The following is a 19827-nucleotide window of genomic DNA, read 5'->3' as shown; positions in this document are numbered from 1 at the left end:
GCTATGGGGCTCGGTTGCAATCGTTGTTGGGTTGCTAATCGGATCGGTCGTCGACCGGGCTCTAGAATTTCGAGAGGCCGTTCGAGAATGTCAGGCGCAGGGCGGAACCTGGGTCGGCGGCGCCTTGCCGAGCGCATATTGTGCGGATGCAGTTCGACAGGACGACAATTGGTGACCGACCCGATCCCCCTTCACACCCCCGCCCTCCAGCCGGACGACCCCGACGCGGCGCTGCGGCCCAAGTCGCTGGCCGAATTCGTCGGCCAGCGGGCTGCGCGCGAGAATTTGCGGGTGTTCATCGAGGCCGCGCGGTCGCGCGGCGAGGCGCTGGACCATGTCCTGTTCTTCGGGCCGCCGGGGCTGGGCAAGACCACGCTGGCGCAGATCGTCGCGCGCGAGCTCGGGGTCGGCTTTCGCTCCACCTCGGGTCCGGTGATCGCCAAGGCGGGCGATCTGGCCGCGCTGCTGACCAATCTCGAACCCCACGACGTGCTGTTCATCGACGAGATCCACCGGCTTAATCCGGTGGTCGAGGAAATCCTCTACCCGGCGATGGAGGACCGCGCGCTCGACATCATCATCGGCGAGGGCCCCTCGGCGCGCAGCGTGCGAATCGACCTGCCGGCCTTCACGCTGGTCGGCGCGACCACGCGGCAGGGGCTGCTGACCACCCCCTTGCGCGACCGCTTCGGGATTCCGGTGCGGCTCAATTTCTACACCGAGGACGAATTGCTCAAGGTGGTCACGCGCGGGGCTGGCCTGCTCGAGCTGGGAATCGACGAAGGCGGCGCCCGCGAGATCGCGCGGCGCAGCCGCGGTACGCCGCGCGTCGCGGGGCGGTTGATGCGGCGGGTGCGCGATTTTGCTCATGTAGCGGGGGACGGCACGGTCACCGCCAAGGTCGCCGATGCCGCGCTGACCCGGCTCGAAGTCGATTCGCTCGGTCTCGACGCGATGGACCGGCGCTATCTCACGATGATCGCGACCACCTACGCCGGCGGTCCGGTGGGCGTCGAGACGCTCGCGGCCGGCCTGTCGGAGCCGCGCGACACGGTGGAGGAGGTGATCGAGCCTTATCTCATCCAGCTGGGCCTCATCGCCCGCACCGCGCGCGGACGCTGCCTCAACGAGGGCGGCTGGCGGCATCTGGGGCTCGCCGCTCCGGGGCCCTCAGGCCAGTCGAACTTGTTCGACGAAGAGGGTTGAGAGCTCGGTAAGGTTTGCCCCGCGCCGGGTCCCGCTGCGGGACAGGGCAGTCAAACGGCTGGCTTTTCGGATGGGAATTTACTTTTTAGCCATCACGCGGATAGTAAACGAATCTGCACAAAGGCTTTTTCGGTGTAATGACCCGTCCTGGGCCAGAGTGCCGGTCGAAACAGGAATTTGAACGATGTCGGTAAAAGCAGCTCTCGCAAAACTCTCGGCCACCGCTGCCGGTGGTGCGCTCCTGGCGGGCGGCGCGGTGCATGTCGCCGAGAAGCCGATCACCGACAGCCCGTCGTTCAAATCGGCGAAGGCCGAGCCGCGCCAGATCAAGATGATCAAACCGACCCCGCGCCCGGTGGCGCAGCGGACGGTGCCCCGGCGCGAGCCGGTCCGCGCCCGGACGATCGAACGCCCGGTCGAGCCGGTCTATCGCACCGTGCTGGCCCCGGTACCGGTGCCGCCGCTTCCCGAAGCGCGGCCGCTGGCCGGCGGCGGCGGTGCGGCGCGCTCGATCCCCTCGGGTGGCGGCGGCTTCGGTGGCGGCTTCGGCGGCGGCGGCGGCTTTTTCGGAGGTTTCTTCGGCGGCAGCAGCGGCGGCAGCACCAGCGTGGTGGTCAACACCACCAGCGGCGAAACCACCAGCGGTACGCCCGGTACGACGACGACCACCACCACGACCTCGACCAGCGGTTTCGACGGCGACATCATCGTCGATATCGACAATTCGAACGAGAACTCGAGCGGCGGTTCCTCGACCTCGACCACCACCGGCGGGGTGTCGACCAGCACCGGGGCAGTCAGCACATCGACCAGCACGGGCGCGGTCAGCAGCTCGACCGGAGCGGTGAGCAGTTCGACCGGTGCGGTCAGCACTTCCACCGGCGCGGTCAGCAGCACCACCACCTCCAGCTCCTCGGGCGATGTCTCGAGCAGCAGCTCGGGCGATGTTTCGACCAGCACCTCGACCTCGGGTAACATCACCTCGAGCACCAGTTCCTCGACTTCGAGCTCCAGCTCGTCCAGTTCGAGCAGCTCGACTTCCTCGAGCTCGAGTACTTCGGGCGATGTCAGCTCGACCAGCGGCACCACCAGCGGAACCGATGTTCCTGCGCCGCCGATGATGGCGCTGTTCGGCCTTGCCGCCGCAGCAGTGCTGCGCCGACGCAAGCTGGCCGCACTGTTCGCGCGCAAGCGGATCGCCTGAGCGAAACCCCACTCGACGTTACAAGAAAGGGCGGCTCCCCAGCACGGGGAGCCGCCCTTTCTTTTGGGCTACTGTCGAGTGCGCTCAGTCGGTGGCGAGCTTGCGCAGCACGTAGTGGAGGATGCCGCCGTTGCGGTAATACTCCATCTCGTTGGCGGTATCGATGCGGCACTTGGTGGTGAAGGTCTTCACCGGGCCGTCGGCATGGGTCACCTCGACCTCGATCTCCTGGCTCGGCGAGAGATCAGCCAGCCCCTTGATGGTGAAAGTGTCGTCGGGGCCCAGACCCAGGCTCTGGCGCGTCTCGCCATTGGTGAACTGCAGCGGCAGCACGCCCATGCCGATCAGGTTGGAGCGGTGGATGCGCTCGAAGCTCTCGACGATGACCGCACGCACACCCAGCAGGATCGTGCCCTTGGCGGCCCAGTCGCGGCTCGAGCCGGTGCCATATTCCTTGCCAGCGACGACCACCAGCGGGGTGCCGTTTTCCTTGTGCTTCATCGCCGCGTCGTAGATCGGCATCTGCTCGCCCTCGAAGGTGGTGAAGCCACCCTCGACGCCCGGAACCATCTCGTTGCGGATGCGGATATTGGCGAAGGTGCCGCGCATCATCACCTCGTGATTGCCGCGGCGGCTGCCGTAGGAATTGAAATCCGCCTTGGCGACCTGGTGGCTGTTCAGATACTCGCCCGCCGGGCTGTCTTCCTTGATCGAACCGGCCGGGCTGATGTGATCGGTCGTGGTCGAATCGCCCAGGATCGCCAGCAGCTTGGCATCGGTGATGTCGGTGATCGGTGCGGGCTCCATCCCCATCCCGTCGAAATAGGGCGGGCTGGCGACATAGGTGCTGGTCGGGTTCCAGCGATAGGTGTCCGACGCCTCGACCTTGATCCCCTGCCAGTGCGCGTCGCCTTCATAGACATTGGCGTAGCGGCGCTCGAACATCCCGCGGTCGATATTGGCCGCGCGATGGTCGGCGATTTCCTGATTGCTCGGCCACAGATCGGCGAGCATCACGTCCTTGCCGTCCTGGTCCTGCCCGATCGGGGTCTCGGTGATGTCCTGCGTCACCGTACCCAGCAGCGAGTAGGCGACCACCAGCGGCGGCGAGGCGAGGAAGTTGGCGCGCACGTCGGGCGATACGCGGCCTTCGAAATTGCGATTGCCCGAGAGCACGCTGGCGGCGACGATGTCGTTGCCATTGATCGCCTTGCTGATCGGCGGGGCCAGCGGGCCCGAATTGCCGATGCAGGTGGTGCAGCCATAGCCGACCAGATCGAAGCCCAGCGCATCGAGATCGGTCTGAAGGCCTGACTTCACCAAATAGTCGGTGACCACCTGCGAGCCGGGAGCGAGCGAGGTCTTGACCCAGGGCTTGGGCTTGAGCCCGCGCGCATTGGCTTTCTGCGCGACCAGGCCGGCGGCAATCATCACATCCGGGTTGGAGGTGTTGGTGCAGCTGGTGATCGCGGCGATGACGACGTCGCCGTCGCCGATGTCGTGATCCTTGCCCTCGACCGCGACGCGGTGCGGGCCGTCCTTCTTGTAGACCGTCTTGAGGTCGGTGTTGAACAGCTCGTCCACTTCGGGGAGCGCAACGCGGTCCTGCGGACGCTTGGGGCCGGCGAGCGAGGGAACCACCTTGCTCATGTCGAGCGCGAGCGTGTCGCTGAACACCGGCTCGTTCTCGGGCGTGAACCACATGCCCTGTTCCTTGGCATAGGCTTCGACCAGCGCCAGCGCGTCCTCGTCGCGGCCGGTCAAGCGCATATATTCCAGCGTCTTTTCGTCGATGCCGAAGAAGCCGCAGGTCGCGCCATACTCGGGCGCCATATTGGCGATCGTCGCGCGATCGGCGAGGCTGAGCGTGGACACGCCGGGGCCGTAGAACTCTACGAAGCTGCCGACAACGCCGCGCTCGCGCAGCATCTGGACGCAGGTCAGCACCAGATCGGTGGCGGTGACGCCTTCGGCCATCGCGCCGGTCAGCTTGAAGCCGACGACCTGCGGAAGCAGCATCGAGATCGGCTGGCCGAGCATGGCCGCCTCGGCCTCGATCCCGCCGACGCCCCAGCCGAGCACGCCCAGACCGTTGATCATGGTGGTGTGGCTGTCGGTGCCGACGCAAGTGTCGGGATAGGCGACCGCATGGCCGTCCGCATCCTCGGTCGACCACACGCCCTTGCCGATATATTCCAGATTGACCTGGTGGCAGATGCCGGTGCCCGGGGGCACGGCGGAGAAGTTCTTGAAGCTCTTGGAACCCCATTTGAGGAAGTCGTAACGCTCGGCATTGCGCGCGTATTCGAGCTCGACGTTCTGCTCGAAGGCCTTGGGGTGGCCGAATTCATCGACCATGACCGAGTGATCGATCACGAGATTGACCGGGACCTGCGGATTGATCTTGGCGGTGTCGCCGCCCAGCTTGCCGATCGCGTCGCGCATTGCGGCCAAATCGACCACGCAAGGGACGCCGGTGAAATCCTGCAACAGCACGCGCGCCGGGCGGAACTGGATTTCCTTGCCGGTGCTGGGATCCTTCTGCCAGTCGGCGATCGCCTGCGCGTCTTTCGTGGAGACGGTGAAACCGCCATCCTCGAAGCGCAGCATGTTCTCGAGCAGGACCTTGAGGCTGAACGGCAGCTTCGACACGTCGCCGATTGTCTCCGACGCCTTGGCGAAGGAATAATAGGCGTAGTCCTTGCCCTTTACGGTGAGAGTGGAGCGGGTTCCGAGCGTGTCTTTGCCGACCTGGGTCATGCGTGCGTCAATCCTTCCTGAGTGGGGCTTCACCCGACCAATGGCCGGGGCGGCGATATGTGCCGCGCACCTGCGCCGAAAGCGGGCGAAAATCAAGATGGCAGCATGGATGGCGCGCGCTAGAGCGCCCGCTGTTCGGTCGCCGGCACCACGCGACCCGCGCGCGGATTGCGCGCAGCCAGCCAGCATGCCGCGACGATGATCGTGGTCCCGGCGATGGTCGGCAGGGTCACGCTCTCGCGGAAGAACAGCCAGCCGAACAGCGCCGCCCACAGGAAACCCGAATATTCCATCGGCACCAGCACCTGCGCCTCGGCGCGCGCATAGGCCCAGGCGATCGCCATCGCTCCGACGACGGTGAGCAGCGCGGCCAGCGCGGTGTCGAGCAACACCGCCTCGCCGGGCCAGACGAACAGGAACGGTGCGGCCAGCGCCATGACCAGCGCCGCGACGCTCGAATGGAAGGCGGCGATCTCGAGCGGCCGGGCGACCTGCGACTGGCGCCGGATGATGATGAAATTATAGGCGTAGAGCAGCGCGGAAAACAGGATCGCCGCCAGCCCCAGCCCGGTGTCGCGGTCGAACTCGCCGTCTCCCAGCTTGCCGCCGACGATCACCAGCGTGCCAGCAAAGCCGAGGAGCGAGGCGAGGACCGCCTGCTTGCGGATCGTCTCGCCCAGTAACACCCGCGCGAGATAGAGCGCGAGCAGCGGCGCGACGAAGCTGATCGCGATCGCCTCGGCGATCCCCAGCTTGGTCAGCGAGTAAAAGAACGACAGCGCCATGAAGGCCGAAACCACCCCGCGTTCGAGATGCAGCTTCATCACCCGCCAGGTGGGCCAGCGTCCGCCAAGCGCCAGCCAGACCGGCGCGGCCATCAGCGTCCCGATCGCCGAACGCAGCAGCGTGGCGCTGTAGGTGCCCGCCGCCAGCGCCGCGCCTTTCATGAAGGCGTCCATCAACGACAGGCAGGCGACCCCGAGCAAAGCCGCGCCGATCGGGAGCAGGATCCGCGATTGCATCATGCTTGCAGCATTATGCGCGAGCCGTTGCAGCGTCACGTAAATCCGGCAGGAATCGGTCCCAGTTCACGTGCAGCTAAGCTGCGATATTGGAAGGTGGCGCGATATCGCGTAAACAGATGCCGAATGGCGCTTCCGGTGGGACTTATGAAAAATTTCAAGATGATATTGGGCCTGGCGACGGGCACGGCGGTTCTGGCGGTCAGCGCGCAGGCGCAGCCCAGCGGGCCGCAGAACCTGCTCCCCCCCGAACCCGCGACGGTGAGCGAGCCGCTTCCCGACTACACCCAATTGCAGACCCGCGATGGCGATGATGATTCGCGCCCGCCGCAGCCCGCGCCCAGCCAGGCTCCCCAACCTACTGTCGCCGACAATTTCGGCGATATCGAGATGGAGTCGGGCGAGGTGGTGCAGGAACTGCCGGTGCTGATCGGCGAATGGTCGCTGCCGCAAGCACAGCAACTCGCCAGTTTCATTGACAGCATCGCCGCCGAGGGGCTCGATGCACAGGATTACGGCCCCGACGTGCTCGCCGCGGCGATCGCTCAGGGCGAGGGCGCCGCGCTCAACGATGTCGCCAGCCGCACTTTCGTCTGGCTGGTCGAGGATTTGCGCGACGGACGCACTCCAATGGAGGGGCGCAAGCAGTGGTTCGTGATGGACCCCGATGCAGATCGCATGCCCACCGCTCGCCTGCTCAAGGATGCGCTCGCCAGTGGCACGATCGTCGAGACGCTCGAAGGGCTCGACCCGGTCCATCCCGATTACGCGCTGCTCAAGGAGGCGCTCGCCGAAACGCCGCAGGGCCAGACGTCCAAGCGCAAGCTTATCCGCGCCAATATGGATCGCTGGCGCTGGCTGCCGCAGGATCTGGGTAGCAAGTACCTGATGACCAACGTGCCCGAATTCCAGGTCCGGCTGACGGTGCGCGACAAGATCATCAAGAGCTATCGCACCATCGTCGGCAAGCCGGGGCGCACGGCCACGCCGCAGCTGGCCGAAATCGTCGAGGGTGTGATCTTCAATCCGACCTGGACGGTGCCGCAATCGATCGTCCAGGGTGAAGGCCTCGGCGCGCGTGTGCTCGGCAACCCGTCCTGGGCCAAGGCGCAGGGCTACACGGCGACACGCGGCGCCAACGGCTGGATCAGCGTGGTCCAGCAACCCGGGCCCCGGAACGCGCTCGGGGTGGTGAAGCTCGACATGCCCAACCGCCACGCGATCTTCCTGCACGACACGCCGTCGCGCGGGCTGTTCGCCAGTGAGAACCGCGCGCTCAGCCACGGCTGCATCCGCGTCGAGGACGCGCGCGAACTGGCCATGACCATGGCGATCCTGGGCAATATGAAGAGCAAGGACGATATCCCCGCGATCCAGCGCGAGGTCGAGGCGATCACCGCTTCGGGCCAATACACCGCCTATCCGATCGAGAACCAGTGGCCGGTCTACATCACCTATTTCACCATGGCGCGCGATGTGGAGGGCAATCTGACCACCTTCAAGGATATCTACGGGCGCGACGCGGCGGTGATGGCATCGTTCGAGCGTCCGCGCATGGCCAATCGCTCGCGCATCCAGGGCGAGGAGATCATTCCGCTCGAGGCGCCAGGCGCTTAGTCTCCGCCAGAGATTGCTGAACCGGTACGCCTCCAGGCGGGCCGGTCAGTAGACCCCGGGGTTGGTCCGCTGGAAGGTGTTCTCGCGTTCGGGGCGCAGCAGGTCGGTCTGGACCACAGGCGGGGTGATCGTGTTGCCGTCATCGGCAATGCCGTAGCTGCCCGCCAACACCAGCCGCCCGCCCGCCAGATCGATCAGCGCGCGGTCGAACTGCTCCGGACCCATCGCCAGGCAACCGTTGGAGCGGCCCAGCCGCCCCCAGCGATCGACATGCTCGGGGGTCGCATATTGCGCCTTGTGCATCACGATCGCGCGGTCGAGCGCGTTGGAATTGGTCGGATCGAGCCCGTCGAGCCTGATCGAGGTGCCGAAGCGCCCGACATACCAGCTGCGCGTCATATAAGCGCCGCGGCTGGTGGCGTGCGAGCCTTCGAGGTTGGAATAGCGCTTGAGCCAGCCATCGTGCTCGGGATCCGACCCATCGCCATGGCTGACGTGATAGCTCGCCACCCGCTCCGCCGCGAGATCGACGAAATGGAAGCGACGGTGCGCGGAATGCACGCCGAAATCGGCAATCCCGACGATATCCTGGCGCCAGACCGCGTCACCCACGCGCGCCAGCTCGCTGCGGGCGAGCTCGATCAGCTTGCGGTCGCGTACCGAGGTTCCGCTGGCCTGCGCGGCGGCGCGCAGCGGCAGCGCGGCGATCGCGCCAGCGGCCAGCCCGGCCTTGATAAGATCACGGCGTTTCATCGTTTCACCCTTTAGCACCTTCTACCCTAGCGGGAGATGAACGCGCAAATGCCAGATTGGTCTCCGCCATCGCCAGCATCGAGGTGGCGTGCCGCTGCGCCACCGCGCGCTGGTCGTTCCCATATCCGCCGCCAAGCGCGCTGGCGATCGGCAGTCCCCGGCGGCGGGCCTCGGTGACGACGAAGCGATCGCGCGCTGCCAGCCCTGCATCGCTCAGCGCCAGCCGCCCGAGCTTGTCGTCTTGATGCGGATCGACCCCCGCCTGGTAGAGCACCAGATCGGGCGCGAACCGCTCGATGACCTCTGGCAGATGGCGTTCGAGCGCCGCGAGATAGTCGGCATCGTCGGTCCCGTCGGCCAGCCCGATATCGCGATCAGAACGCGCCTTGCGTACCGGGAAGTTCTTCTCGGCATGGAACGACAGCGTGAAAATGTCCGGGCGCGTCGCCGTCAGGCTGGCGGTGCCATCGCCTTGGTGGACGTCGCAATCGACGATCAGGATGCGGCGCGCATCGCCTTGGGCGATCAGCCGGTTCGCGCAGACCGCCAGATCGTTGAACACGCAATAGCCTGCGCCGGTGTCGTGCAGCGCGTGGTGGCTCCCCGCCGCGCTGTTGGCGGCATAGCCGTGCTCCAGCGCCAGCTGCGCGGCGAGCCAGGTCCCGCCATTGGTATGGCGGACCCGGCTGGCGATATGCGGGGTCACCGGAAAGCCGATCCGCCGTTCCTTGTCGCGCGGGACCGCGGCGCGGAACACCTCGTCGACATAGCCGGGATCGTGCACCGCCTCGAGCCAGTGGCGCGGCATCGGTTCGGGCGCGTGTTCGGTGATCGCCGCGCCGCTGGCGCGCAGCGCCTCCATCACCAGGTAGTATTTGTCGAACTTGAATGTGCCACGCTCGGGCGGCGGCGCCATGTAATCGACGTGATGGACGACGTGGAGCATCCGGGTCGGGAAGTGCTTACTCAGCCGCTTCGGCGGCCAGTGCATGCGGATCGAAGGCGACCACTTCGCCCGCCTCGATCTGCGCGGCCTTGGCCTCGACCAGCCGGACGATATGCTCGAGCATGTCCTCGCTCTGCACCGTGTGGTCGGTCACCCCCGAGAGATAGACCATATGCTTGCCATTGCCGCCGCCGGTGAGGCCGATATCGGTCTCGCGCGCCTCGCCCGGGCCGTTGACGACGCAGCCCAGCACCGAAAGGCTCATCGGGGTCTTGATGTGTTCGAGCCGCTTTTCCAGCGCCTCGACCGTGCGGATCACGTCGAAGCCCTGGCGCGAACAGGAGGGGCAGGAGACCACGCGAACGCCGCGAGTCCGCAGCCCCAGCGCCTTGAGCATCTCGAACCCGACCTTTACTTCCTGCTCGGGTTCGGCGGAGAGCGAGACGCGGATCGTGTCGCCGATCCCGGCCCACAACAGGCTGCCCATCCCGATCGAGCTCTTGACCGTTCCGCCGATCAATCCGCCTGCCTCGGTGATCCCGAGATGCAGCGGGCAATCGACCGCTTCGGCGAGCCCATGATAGGCAGCCACCGCGAGGAACACGTCGCTGGCCTTCACGGCGACCTTGAAATCGTGGAAATCATGGTCCTGCAACAGCTTGATATGGTCGAGCGCGCTTTCGATCAGCGCTTCGGGGCAGGGCTCGCCGTATTTCTCGAGCAGATCCTTCTCGAGGCTCCCGGCGTTGACCCCGATGCGGATCGCGCAGCCATTGGCCTTGGCCGCGCGGACCACTTCGGCGACCCGCTGCGACGAACCAATATTGCCCGGATTGATCCTGAGGCAGGCGGCGCCCTTGTCGGCCGCCTCGAGCGCGCGCTTGTAGTGGAAATGGATGTCCGCGACGATCGGGACCTCGGCAGCGCGGGTGATCTTGTCGAAATGCGCGGTCGCCTCTTCGGTCGGGCAGGACACGCGGATGATGTCCGCGCCCGCCTCCTCGCAGCGGCGGATCTGGTCGATCGTCGCGCCGACATCCTCGGTGGGCGTGTTGGTCATGGTCTGGACGCTGATCGGCGCATCGCCGCCGACAGGGACCTTGCCGATCATGATCTGACGGCTCTTGCGGCGCTCGATATCGCGCCATGGGCGTATAGAAGACATGGTGACGATATAGAACGCCCAAGGTGAAGGAGCAATGACAGCGCAACGGCGATGCGCCATGATGTGGCGATGACCGGCATGATCGACGCAGATGAAACCGCAACCCCGCTGCTGTTCGGCCGCGTGCTCGACGGGCACGGTGGGGGGCGTGCGGTCGATTGGGAGGAAGCGCGCAACTGGTCTCCCGCCGCTCCCGGCGAGGTCTTGTGGCTGCATCTGTGCCGCAACCGCAGCGGGGTACAGGGCTGGCTCGAGGAGAGGCTGGGCATTACCGAACCGACCGCCGAACTGCTGGTGTCCGACGCCACCCGCCCGCGCGCCTTTCGCGAGAACGAGACGCTGGTGGCGACCCTGCGGGGGATCAATTTCAACCCCGGTGCGCAGCCCGAGGACATGATCTCGATGCAGGTGTGGAGCGATGGCGACCGGTTGATCACGCTGCGCCGGCATCCGCTGCAGACCCCACGTGAGGTGGTGGCGCTGCTCGATCGCGGGCAGGGCCCGCCCGATGCCGGCGCCACGATCACGCTGCTGGCCGAATTGCTGATCACGCGGATGAGCCAGTCGATCGTCGATATGAACCACGCGCTGGACGACCTCGAAGAGCTCGACCCCGAGGAGCATGCCGAGGACATGCTCAAGCGCATCTCGGTGATCCGCCGCAACTGCCTGGGACTAAAGCGACACATGGGTCCGCAGCACGAGGCGCTGGAGCAGATCAGCCGCGATGCGCCCGCCTGGTTCGAGGATCACGACCGGCGCGAGATCGCCGAATCGATCGCCCGGCTGCGCCGCTATCTCGACGACATCGACATCAGCAAGGAGAGCGCGCTGGTGCTGCAGGACGAATTGCGCGCCCGCAGCCTCGCGAGCAGCGAACACGCGACCTACATGCTGACCATCGTCGCGGGCATTTTCCTGCCGCTAAGCTTTCTCACCGGTCTGCTGGGCATCAATGTCGGCGGGATGCCCGGGATGGACGATCCGCGCGCCTTCTGGACCGTGGTTGCCTTGTGCGGCGTGGTGCTGGCCGGACTGCTGCTGCTGTTCCGGCGGCTGCGCTGGCTCTAGCGCGCCGCCGGAAGGGCATCCGGGAAGCGCTCGTTAGCTGCTCGTACGCTGCGACGGGATGAATTCCTCGCGCACCGCCTGCGCCATCAGCTCAAGCGGGATGATCCCCTGGCTCAGCAGGAAGTCGTTGAAGGCCCTCTCCTCGAAATCCGCGCCCAGCGCGATTTCTGTCTCGATCCGCAAATCGATCAGCTTGCGATAGCCGTAGTAATAGCTGCCCGCCTGCCCCGGCATGCGGAAACTGTAACGGTCGAGCTCCTGCTTCACCATCCCGGGCGAGAACAGCGCATCCTCGCGCAGGATGCGGCCCGCTTCGTCGCGGGTGATCAGCCCGAGGTTGAGCATCGGGTCGAGGAAGGCACGCGCCGCGCGCAGCAGCCGGAACTGCTGGGCGATGAACTGCCCCTCGATCGGCTCGTACGGCATCATTTCGGCTTCGGCGTAGAGCGCCCAGCCTTCGACGTTCACGCTGTTGAAGGCGTAGAGCAGGCGGGCGAGGCTGACCCCCTGCTCGACCAGCGCGGCGAATTGCATCTCGTGCCCCGGGCGGCCTTCGTGCGCGCTCAGCGTCCAGCTCGCCGCGGCGTGGTTGAAATCATCATAGGCGTCCTCGGGCCCCGCGGTGGGATTGCCCGCGGTCAGCACGAAAGTGCCCTGTTCGCCGGTGTTGCCGATCAGCCGCGGCGGCCGCATGTGCGGCGCGGGCTGCGCGGCGCTCTCGGCCGCGGACGCGAGCCGCATCGACAGCTCGTAATCGGGCAGGCTGACGATGTCGTTCTCGCGGATTTTCGCCTCGAGCTGGGCGTTCACGCCGCGATAGAAATCCTCGATCTCGTCATTGGGGATTGTGCGCTCCTTGAGCTTGCGCATCACCGATGCGTAATCGGTTTCTTCCCAGCCGTTCTTCGCCGCGATCTGGGGGGCGAGTGCCTCCATCTGCGCACGGATCTCGTAATAGCCGCGCCGCGCACGCGCCATCGCCTCGCGCGGTTCCATGTCGATCCCGACATTGCGAAGGTTTAGCGCGTAGAGTTCCTCCGGCAGACGCGCATCGGCACGCGCGCTGGGCAGCACGGTGTCGCGGGTCCATTCGCCGTAATCGGCAAACTGGCTCTCCATCGCGTCCAGAGCAGGCTCCGCGCCAGCAATCTCGTAGCGCTCGAACAGCTCGCGAATCCCCGCCACGAAGGTCGGGATCTTGGTGATCGATTCCTCGACCTCGACCGCATAGGGGCCCATCTTGTCGGCCCCGCGGCTGGCTTCGAAACGCGCCTTGGCCAGTTCGGTGTAGGGGCGCGTACCTTCCGCCAGCCCGGTGTAGCGCTGCAGCAGGGTCAGCGCCGAAGCGCGGCGACCTTCCGCGGTCTGGTCCGACAGCATCCCGCCGACGGTGTAGAAGATGGTCTGCGGTACTTCGGACCATTCGAGTAGCAGGCGCTCGTTGAGCCGGGTGGATTTGATGCTGCGGTCGAGCGAGTCGATCAGGATCGCGAGATCCTGTTTGACGAAAGCGTTGGTTTCGGTCTCGCGCGCCGCGGCGAAGCGGGCGCGCAGGGCCTCGGCCCCGGCGAGGTAGCGCTCGTCGCGGTCGGGCGACATGTCGAAGGTCTGCCCGTCATATTGCTCGTATCCCGCCTGCGATGCGCCCTCGGGGAAGAACTGCGCCTCGAACTCGATCAACTGGATCGTATAGGCGTTGCTGGTCTCGACCCATTCCGGCGCCGCTTCGCCCGCTACGGCGACCTCGGACTGCGCCAGGGCGGGCGCGGCTGACAGGGCAAGGGCTGGCGCACTGGCCAGGGCGATAGCGGCGGCGAAGGTTCTCATTGGCAACTCCCGTGAATTTGGCAGCGGCAGGCCTGCGCCCCCGGGCGACTCTGTGCAAGGGGGCAACCCGACGAAAGCCGCCCGCGAGCGGACCAGCGACAGACGGCAGTCCGCTCCTGCGGTTGTTTCAGTACGCGAACTTCGCGCCCACCAGATCCTCCGACACCGCCCACAGCCGCTCGGCCGCTTCCTTGTCCAGCGCGTAGGAACGCACCCCGCCGGTGGGATCGGTATCGCTCTGCTCGGCCACCGCGCAATCCTCGGCATAGAGCCCGCCGTTGCCTTCCAGCTCCTGCGCGGTCGCGACCCAGCAGGTGGTCGCCGCGCCCTGCGGGATAGACTTGAAGGTCATGCCTTTGTCGCCGGCATTGCTTTCCATCCGCTTGCGCAGATTGGCGAGGTCGTCGGGTTCGAGATGGCGCCCGAGATTGGTCATGATCCCGCCGGGGTGCACCGCATAGGCATGGATCCCCTTGTCCGCGAGCCTCTGCTCCAGCGCCACGGTGAACAGGATGTTGGCGGTTTTCGACTGCCCGTAGGCCTCCCATTTGTCGTAGTCGCGTTCGGCATAGTTGAGGTCGTCGAAATGGACCGAATCGAGATGATGGCCGCGGCTCGAAAGATTGACGATGCGCTGCCGCTCGCCCTTTTCCAGCAATGGCATCAGCAGGTTGGTCAGCAGGAAATGGCCTAGATGGTTGGTCCCGAACTGCAACTCGAAGCCATCGGCGGTGCGGTTGAGCGGGCAGGCCATCACCCCGGCGTTGTTGATGTAGAGATCGATATGGTCGAATCTCGTCAAAGCCTGATCCGCCGCGGCGCGGATGGAATCGAGCGAGGCGAGGTCGCAGACCAGCGTTTCGACCTTTGCGCCTGTCTCGTCGCCGATCGTCTTCGCCGCCGCTTCCAGCTTGGATTCGTCGCGGCCAGAGAGGATGAGATTGGCCCCTCTGGCGCCCATGGCCCTCGCGGTTTCGTGACCGAGCCCCGAATAGGCACCGGTGATAAAGGCGGTCCGGCCGGTGAGGTCCTTGTCGGCAAGGACTTCGTCCGCCGTGCTGTCGAAACCGAATGTGCTCATGTCTTGATCTCCGGATGAAGAAGGGGCGCGGGATGGTCTATCCCGCGCCCCTGCTGTTTGGCTAGTGCCGTGTCGAACCCTGCCTCACGCGCCGGGCGGGAGCGGATCGTCGTCCGTCGAAGCGGCAGCCGGCTTGCTGCGCCCGGGCCGAGCCGGCGGTGTGGTGGTCGGCTTGTCGAGCTCACCCGATCCCATGCTGGCATCGAGTTCTTCCAGCTTGCGCGCCGCCCAGTCGCGGCCGCCGAGCCCGAAGGCCAGCGCACCCGCCACCGAGATACCCGCCACGATGATCGTCAGCGCGGTGGTCGGGATCATCCCGCCGATCCCGGTGAACTGCAGCCCCATGAAGACGAACAGCACGATGGTGATCCACTTGACGATCGTCGCAGGGGTCGAACGTGCCTCGTCTCCGGCGATGATCCGCGCGAGCATATTGGCGATCAGGAAGCCGACCCCGATCACCACGGCGCCAAACACTACACGTCCGCCAAGCTCGAGGATTTGGTCGAGGATCGCGGTCAGTTCGGGAAAGCCCAGCATGCGCGTGGCGGCGATCGCGAAGAACAGGATGATCGCCACCTGCGCGACCCGCGCGATGATCGCGCTGGCGCCGGTGGTGCCCGTCGTGAGGCCGGTTTCGGCCAGCGCCCGGTCGACGCCGAGGCCTGGCAGGATTTCCTTGAGCATCTGCGCCACGAACTTGCTGACGAGATAGCCGATCCCCAGCAGGATCGCCGCGGCGAGGATGTTGGGAATGGCGGCGAAGATCCGCCGCAGCATGTCCGAAGCCGGTTCGGAAATCGACTGGATGTTGAGCGTTTCCAGCGCCGCGATCGAGACGAACAGGACGATCACGACATAGGCGATCGTGCCGATGGTCTTGCTGATCGTGGCGTTGCCGGTGACGCTGTCGACCCCGCCGCGATTGGCCCATTTGTCGAAGCTGATCGCACCCAGCGAGGTGACGATCAGGTCGCGCACGATCCTTGCCACCATCAGGCCGATGAAGAAGATCAGCCCGGCAGCGATGATGCGGGGAATGAATTCGACGGTCGTTTCGAGCAGCGTGTCGACCGGTCCGGCCACCACGCCGAGGCCGAAGACGTTGAGGATCGCGATGAGACCGAACAGCCAGATGAACAGCGCGACGATCTTGCCGAGCGATTCCCCCAGCGAGGAGCCGGTGCCGGTTGCACGCTGGAAGAAGGAAACATTGTCGACAAGCTTGGCAAAGGCCCATTTGGCTGCCTTGGCCAAAGCCCAGGTCGCGATGAGAATAATGATGGCGAGAACGGCTTTTTCAAGCACGCTCATCGCGACATCCTCGTCGAAACGATAATTGCCGATTTGCATTCCAATCTCTCCCCGTTGGTTTTTCTTATCGACCCGAGGTATCATGCGGAGCCGATTGCGCCAAAATCAATTTGTTGTGGAGTGGATAAGTCGCCGTGCTATCGCACGGGCATGAACCGCACTTTCACCGCTCTCGCTCTCGCTCTCGCCCTCGGCCTGCTGACGCTGCCATTCCTTCTCGCCAGCCCCGCTGCGGCGCACGACGCGGAGGCCTGGTCCTTCGCTATCCACGGCGGCGCGGGGACGCTGTCGCGCGAGAACATGACGCCCGAGCGCGAGGCGGAATATGAGGCGGCGCTGCAGCGCGCCCTCGACGCCGGAGCCGCAGTGCTGCGCGATGGCGGGAGCGCGATGGATGCGGTCGAAGCGGCGATCTTGCTGCTGGAAGACGATCCCAAGTTCAACGCCGGGCGTGGCGCGGTCTACACCTGGGAAGGCGCCAACGAGCTCGACGCTGCGGTGATGGACGGGCGCGATCGCTCGGCAGGGGCGGTCACCGGAGTTACTGCGACCAAGAACCCGATCCTGCTGGCGCGCGCGGTGATGCGCGACGGGCGACACGTCTTTCTGAGCGGCCCCGGCGCCGAGGAATTCGCCCGCGAACAGGGGATCGAAACGGCCGAGCCGGCCTGGTTCCAGACCGAGGCGCGCCGCGAAGCGCTCGAGCGGATGAAGGCCGACCAGCTCTCGGCCTATGACGTCGATCACAAATTCGGCACCGTCGGTGCGGTGGCGCTCGACCAGGCGGGCAATCTGGCGGCGGGGACCTCGACTGGCGGGATGACCGGCAAACGCTGGGGCCGCATCGGCGATGCCCCGATGATCGGCGCTGGCACCTATGCCGACAACCGCAGCTGCGCGGTGTCCGCCACCGGCGCGGGCGAGTATTTCATCCGCGTCGGCGTCGCGCATGAAATCTGCACGAGGCTGCGTCTGGCGGGGAACACCGCGCTGGCGGAATTCGACAAGGGCCATGGCGAGGCTGGTGGCGAGATCATGCTCACCGATGCGCTGGTTTCCGGCGTGGCCGATGCCGTGATGGCCGAGGTCAAGGAGCTGGGCGGCGATGGCGGCGTGATCGTGGTGGCGCCATCGGGCGCGGCGGTGTTCAGCTTCAACACCAGCGGCATGTATCGCGGTCGCGCGACCAGCGAGGGCGTCAACGAGGTTGCGATTTTCGCCGAGGAATAGCCGCGATCAGCCCGCGCTCCAGCGGGCGACAATGGACCCTGCTTGCGCCAGCACCGCTTCGGAGGCCGGATCCATCCCGTCATGTGTCTTGCGAGCGCGGTAATAGGTCGCGAAGGTCAAGGGCGCGCGGTCGGGCGGCTCGATGAATCCGATATCGACATAGAGACTGCCCATTCCCGGCCATATCGAGGTGCCGGTCTTGTCGCCCGCATGCCAGCCCTCGGGCAGCCCCGCGCGCACCCGGCGCGCACCGGTCGGCGTGTCGTTCATCCAGGCCCTGAGTTGTTCGCTCGCCGGTGCGGCCAGCCCCCCGCCATAGAGCATCCGTGCCAGCATGGTCGCCATGGCGCGTGGCGTGGTGGTGTCGCGCATTTCGCCAGGCGGCACGTTATTGAGCTCCGGCTCGGTGCGGTCGAGACGGCTGACATCGTCGCCCATTCGCCGCCAGAACGCGGTGAGCGCCTGCGGTCCGCCCAGCTTCGCCAACAGGATGTTCGCCGCGGCGTTGTCGGAATATTTCTGCGTGAATTCCGCCAGTTCGCGCAAGGTGGCGCCTTCTTCGAGCCGGCGGGTGGTGAAGGGCGACACCGCCATCAATTGATCGCGCGTCCAGCGGACATGCTCTTCCGCCGAAATCGTTCCATCCGCGTCGAGTTGCAGCACCATAGCCGCGAGCGAGGTCTTGAAGCTGGAGCAATGGCCGAAGCGCTCGGTCTGCCGGTGACCCAGCCCGAGCCCGGTCTGCGTGTCGAGCGCGAAGACGCCCAACTGCCCACCGGCTTCGGCCTCGACGATGCGCAGCTTGGCTTCCAGCCGGGACTTCGTATCCACCTCAATCGGAACGCAGGCCGCACCTGCCATGGCGAGACCGCCGAGCATCACGCCGCGCCGGGTGGCCATGCTCATCCCCGCTTGCGCGCCTGGGCGTAGCTGCCGAGCAGGCGCACGCTGTTGCAATGGAAAGCCAGTTCGTCGAGCGCGCGGTCCACCCGCGGGTCGCCCGGTGCGCCTTCGATATCCGCATAGAACATTGTCGCGGCAAAGCTGGCGCCCTTCTGGTAGCTTTCCAGCTTTGTCATGTTCACGCCATTGGTGGCGAAGCAGCCGAGCGCCTTGTAGAGCGCGGCGGGTGCGTTCTTCACTTCGAAGATGAAGGTCGTCATCGGCTGCGCGCCATCCAGCCCCGCAGGATCGCGCGGCTCTTTGGCTAGGAGGACAAAACGGGTGGTGTTGTCGTGCGCATCCTCGACGGCCTCTTCGATGATTTTCAAGCCATAGAGCTCGGCCGCCATCGGCGGGGCAAGCGCGGCCAGTTCGGGCCGGCCGCGCTCCGCCACATAGGCTGCTGCGCCGGCGGTATCGGCGTAGGCCATCGGCACGATCCCGCGCGTCAGCAGGAATTCGCGGGACTGGCCGAGCGCCTGCGGATGGCTGTAGGCGGCCTCGAATGGTCCTTCGCCCAGCGCCATCAGCGCATGGGTGATGCGCATGAAATGCTCGGCGACAATCGCCAGCCCGCTTTCGGGCAGCAGGAAGTGGATGTCGGAGACCCGGCCGTGCTGCGAATTCTCGATCGGGATCATCGCGGCACCCGCCTGTCCCGCCTTTACCGCGTCGAGCGCGTCCTCGAAGCCGTAGCACGGCAGCGGCAGCGCTTCGGGCGCGAACTGCATCGTCGCCTGGTGCGAATTGGAACCCGGTGCCCCGCCGAAGGCGATGGTGCGCGCCGGATCGGCCTGCGCCGCGCTGCGCATCGTGTCGACCATAGCGAGGGCGGGCTGGGGAAATTTGCGCATGGGCCGCGTGCTATCGGCGCCCCGCGACCCCCGCAAGCGAATTGCACGCCCTGCAGGCCAAGGCGCGTCGGTCGCACTTGCGCGCGGGCCGCTGCGCCCCTAGAGCGGCGCGTAACCGACATCATCAAACAAGTTTGCGGACGATTCACGCATGGACGACAAGTTCAATACCGCCTCCGGATGGGTTCTCTTCGCCGGGATCGTCGCGCTCGGCGCGTCGATCGGCTCGGGCATGTATTTCCATGCCGACAATCCCGAGATGCCAGAGGAACCCGGCTATTTCATCGATGCTCCTGAAGAGGGTGCGGGCGAGGATGCGGGTCCGGACCTCGGAATGCTGCTGGCATCCGCCGATGCTGCCGCAGGCGAAGCGGTCTTCGCCAAATGCACCGCCTGCCACACGATCGAGCAGGGCGGGGCGAGCGGTATCGGTCCCAACCTCTACGGCGCCATGGGCAAGGCGATCGCGGGCGTTGCTCCCGGTTTTGCCTATTCGGGTGCACTGGCCGATCACGGCGGCGAGTGGACCTGGGAAAACATGAACGAGTGGCTCACCAGTCCGCGCGCTTTCGCCAGCGGCACCAAGATGAGCTTTGCCGGCCTGTCCAAGCCCGAAGATCGCGCCAATGTGATGGAATATCTCGCGACTTTCGGCGGAGCGCCGGCCAAGCCCGAGCCTGCGGCCCCGGCTGCGGGTGAGGAAAGCGTCGATTCACCGGGTGAAGGCCCCGGTGCTGTCGAAGGCGCGGCCGCCGATGCGCCCGAAGCCGCTGGCGCCATGGGCGACGAGCAGCCGGTTCCTTCCGGTCCGGTCGAGACGGGCCAATAAGCTTCG

16 protein-coding genes are annotated in these 19827 nt (G+C 66.0%); 6 read left to right on the top strand and 10 right to left on the bottom strand.

Translation table 11 applies throughout. From position 1 onward, the window contains the following. Window positions 1-171: 171 nt before the first annotated feature. Together ruvB and ACWIKC_RS10915 are read left to right on the top strand one after the other, a co-directional pair. Window positions 172-1206 (top strand): Holliday junction branch migration DNA helicase RuvB, encoded by a 1035-nt coding sequence (gene ruvB / locus ACWIKC_RS10920; RefSeq protein WP_454597530.1) that lies wholly within the window; start codon window positions 172-174, stop codon window positions 1204-1206. A gap of 184 nt (window positions 1207-1390) precedes the next feature. Next, window positions 1391-2410: an MYXO-CTERM sorting domain-containing protein gene (locus ACWIKC_RS10915; RefSeq protein WP_454597529.1), complete on the top strand. Its 1020-nt coding sequence runs from the start codon at window positions 1391-1393 to the stop codon at window positions 2408-2410. 84 nt (window positions 2411-2494) lie between these two features. On the opposite strand, the gene acnA is transcribed toward ACWIKC_RS10915, so the two are convergent. Then, window positions 2495-5170 (bottom strand): aconitate hydratase AcnA, encoded by a 2676-nt coding sequence (acnA, locus tag ACWIKC_RS10910; RefSeq protein WP_454597528.1) that lies wholly within the window; start codon window positions 5168-5170, stop codon window positions 2495-2497. Window positions 5171-5289: 119 nt separating this feature from the next. Then, on the bottom strand, window positions 5290-6195 hold the full coding sequence (locus tag ACWIKC_RS10905) for a DMT family transporter (RefSeq protein WP_454597527.1): 906 nt from the start codon (window positions 6193-6195) through the stop codon (window positions 5290-5292). A 144-nt stretch (window positions 6196-6339) separates the two neighbouring features. Between ACWIKC_RS10905 and ACWIKC_RS10900 the strand changes: the two genes are divergently transcribed. Further along, entirely contained in the window at window positions 6340-7809 is a 1470-nt protein-coding gene (locus ACWIKC_RS10900; RefSeq protein ID WP_454597526.1) for a L,D-transpeptidase family protein, read from the top strand. Between the two features lie 45 nt (window positions 7810-7854). Here ACWIKC_RS10900 and ACWIKC_RS10895 read toward each other — a convergent pair whose 3' ends face one another. Genes ACWIKC_RS10895 through ispG form a run of 3 tightly spaced genes read right to left on the bottom strand, consistent with a single transcriptional unit; the run spans window position 7855 to window position 10673 of the window. Then, on the bottom strand, window positions 7855-8562 hold the full coding sequence (locus tag ACWIKC_RS10895) for a murein L,D-transpeptidase catalytic domain-containing protein (RefSeq protein WP_454597525.1): 708 nt from the start codon (window positions 8560-8562) through the stop codon (window positions 7855-7857). A gap of 4 nt (window positions 8563-8566) precedes the next feature. After that, complete coding sequence (locus ACWIKC_RS10890; RefSeq protein WP_454599485.1) at window positions 8567-9508, bottom strand: histone deacetylase family protein; 942 nt, start codon at window positions 9506-9508, stop codon at window positions 8567-8569. A 16-nt stretch (window positions 9509-9524) separates the two neighbouring features. Then, window positions 9525-10673 carry a flavodoxin-dependent (E)-4-hydroxy-3-methylbut-2-enyl-diphosphate synthase gene (ispG, locus tag ACWIKC_RS10885; protein WP_454597524.1) on the bottom strand — a complete coding sequence of 383 codons (1149 nt, stop codon included), beginning with the start codon at window positions 10671-10673 and terminating at the stop codon, window positions 9525-9527. Window positions 10674-10742: 69 nt separating this feature from the next. Between ispG and ACWIKC_RS10880 the strand changes: the two genes are divergently transcribed. Further along, window positions 10743-11744 carry a CorA family divalent cation transporter gene (locus ACWIKC_RS10880; protein WP_454597523.1) on the top strand — a complete coding sequence of 334 codons (1002 nt, stop codon included), beginning with the start codon at window positions 10743-10745 and terminating at the stop codon, window positions 11742-11744. 33 nt (window positions 11745-11777) lie between these two features. On the opposite strand, the gene ACWIKC_RS10875 is transcribed toward ACWIKC_RS10880, so the two are convergent. From ACWIKC_RS10875 to ACWIKC_RS10865, 3 genes are all read right to left on the bottom strand, one after another. Further along, entirely contained in the window at window positions 11778-13571 is a 1794-nt protein-coding gene (locus ACWIKC_RS10875) for a DUF885 domain-containing protein (RefSeq protein WP_454597522.1), read from the bottom strand. A gap of 127 nt (window positions 13572-13698) precedes the next feature. Then, window positions 13699-14652: an SDR family NAD(P)-dependent oxidoreductase gene (locus tag ACWIKC_RS10870; RefSeq protein WP_454597521.1), complete on the bottom strand. Its 954-nt coding sequence runs from the start codon at window positions 14650-14652 to the stop codon at window positions 13699-13701. A gap of 84 nt (window positions 14653-14736) precedes the next feature. Next, window positions 14737-16005, bottom strand: coding sequence for a mechanosensitive ion channel (locus ACWIKC_RS10865; protein WP_454597520.1), 1269 nt, complete (start codon window positions 16003-16005; stop codon window positions 14737-14739). Between the two features lie 111 nt (window positions 16006-16116). On the opposite strand from ACWIKC_RS10865, the gene ACWIKC_RS10860 reads away from it, so the two are divergent. Continuing rightward, complete coding sequence (locus ACWIKC_RS10860; RefSeq protein ID WP_454597519.1) at window positions 16117-17196, top strand: isoaspartyl peptidase/L-asparaginase family protein; 1080 nt, start codon at window positions 16117-16119, stop codon at window positions 17194-17196. A gap of 6 nt (window positions 17197-17202) precedes the next feature. Here ACWIKC_RS10860 and bla read toward each other — a convergent pair whose 3' ends face one another. Both bla and ACWIKC_RS10850 read right to left on the bottom strand, forming a co-directional pair. Continuing rightward, window positions 17203-18102 carry a class A beta-lactamase gene (gene bla / locus ACWIKC_RS10855; RefSeq protein WP_454597518.1) on the bottom strand — a complete coding sequence of 300 codons (900 nt, stop codon included), beginning with the start codon at window positions 18100-18102 and terminating at the stop codon, window positions 17203-17205. Further along, window positions 18099-18992 (bottom strand): prephenate dehydratase, encoded by an 894-nt coding sequence (locus ACWIKC_RS10850; protein WP_454597517.1) that lies wholly within the window; start codon window positions 18990-18992, stop codon window positions 18099-18101. Before ACWIKC_RS10850 ends, bla begins: the two co-directional genes overlap by 4 nt. Before the next feature lie 151 nt (window positions 18993-19143). Between ACWIKC_RS10850 and ACWIKC_RS10845 the strand changes: the two genes are divergently transcribed. Further along, entirely contained in the window at window positions 19144-19821 is a 678-nt protein-coding gene (locus tag ACWIKC_RS10845) for a c-type cytochrome (RefSeq protein WP_454597516.1), read from the top strand. The last annotated feature ends 6 nt before the right edge of the window (window positions 19822-19827 follow it).

Source organism: Qipengyuania sp. SM2507, assembly GCF_053714505.1.
This window is presented reverse-complemented; position numbering and strand designations above follow the sequence as displayed.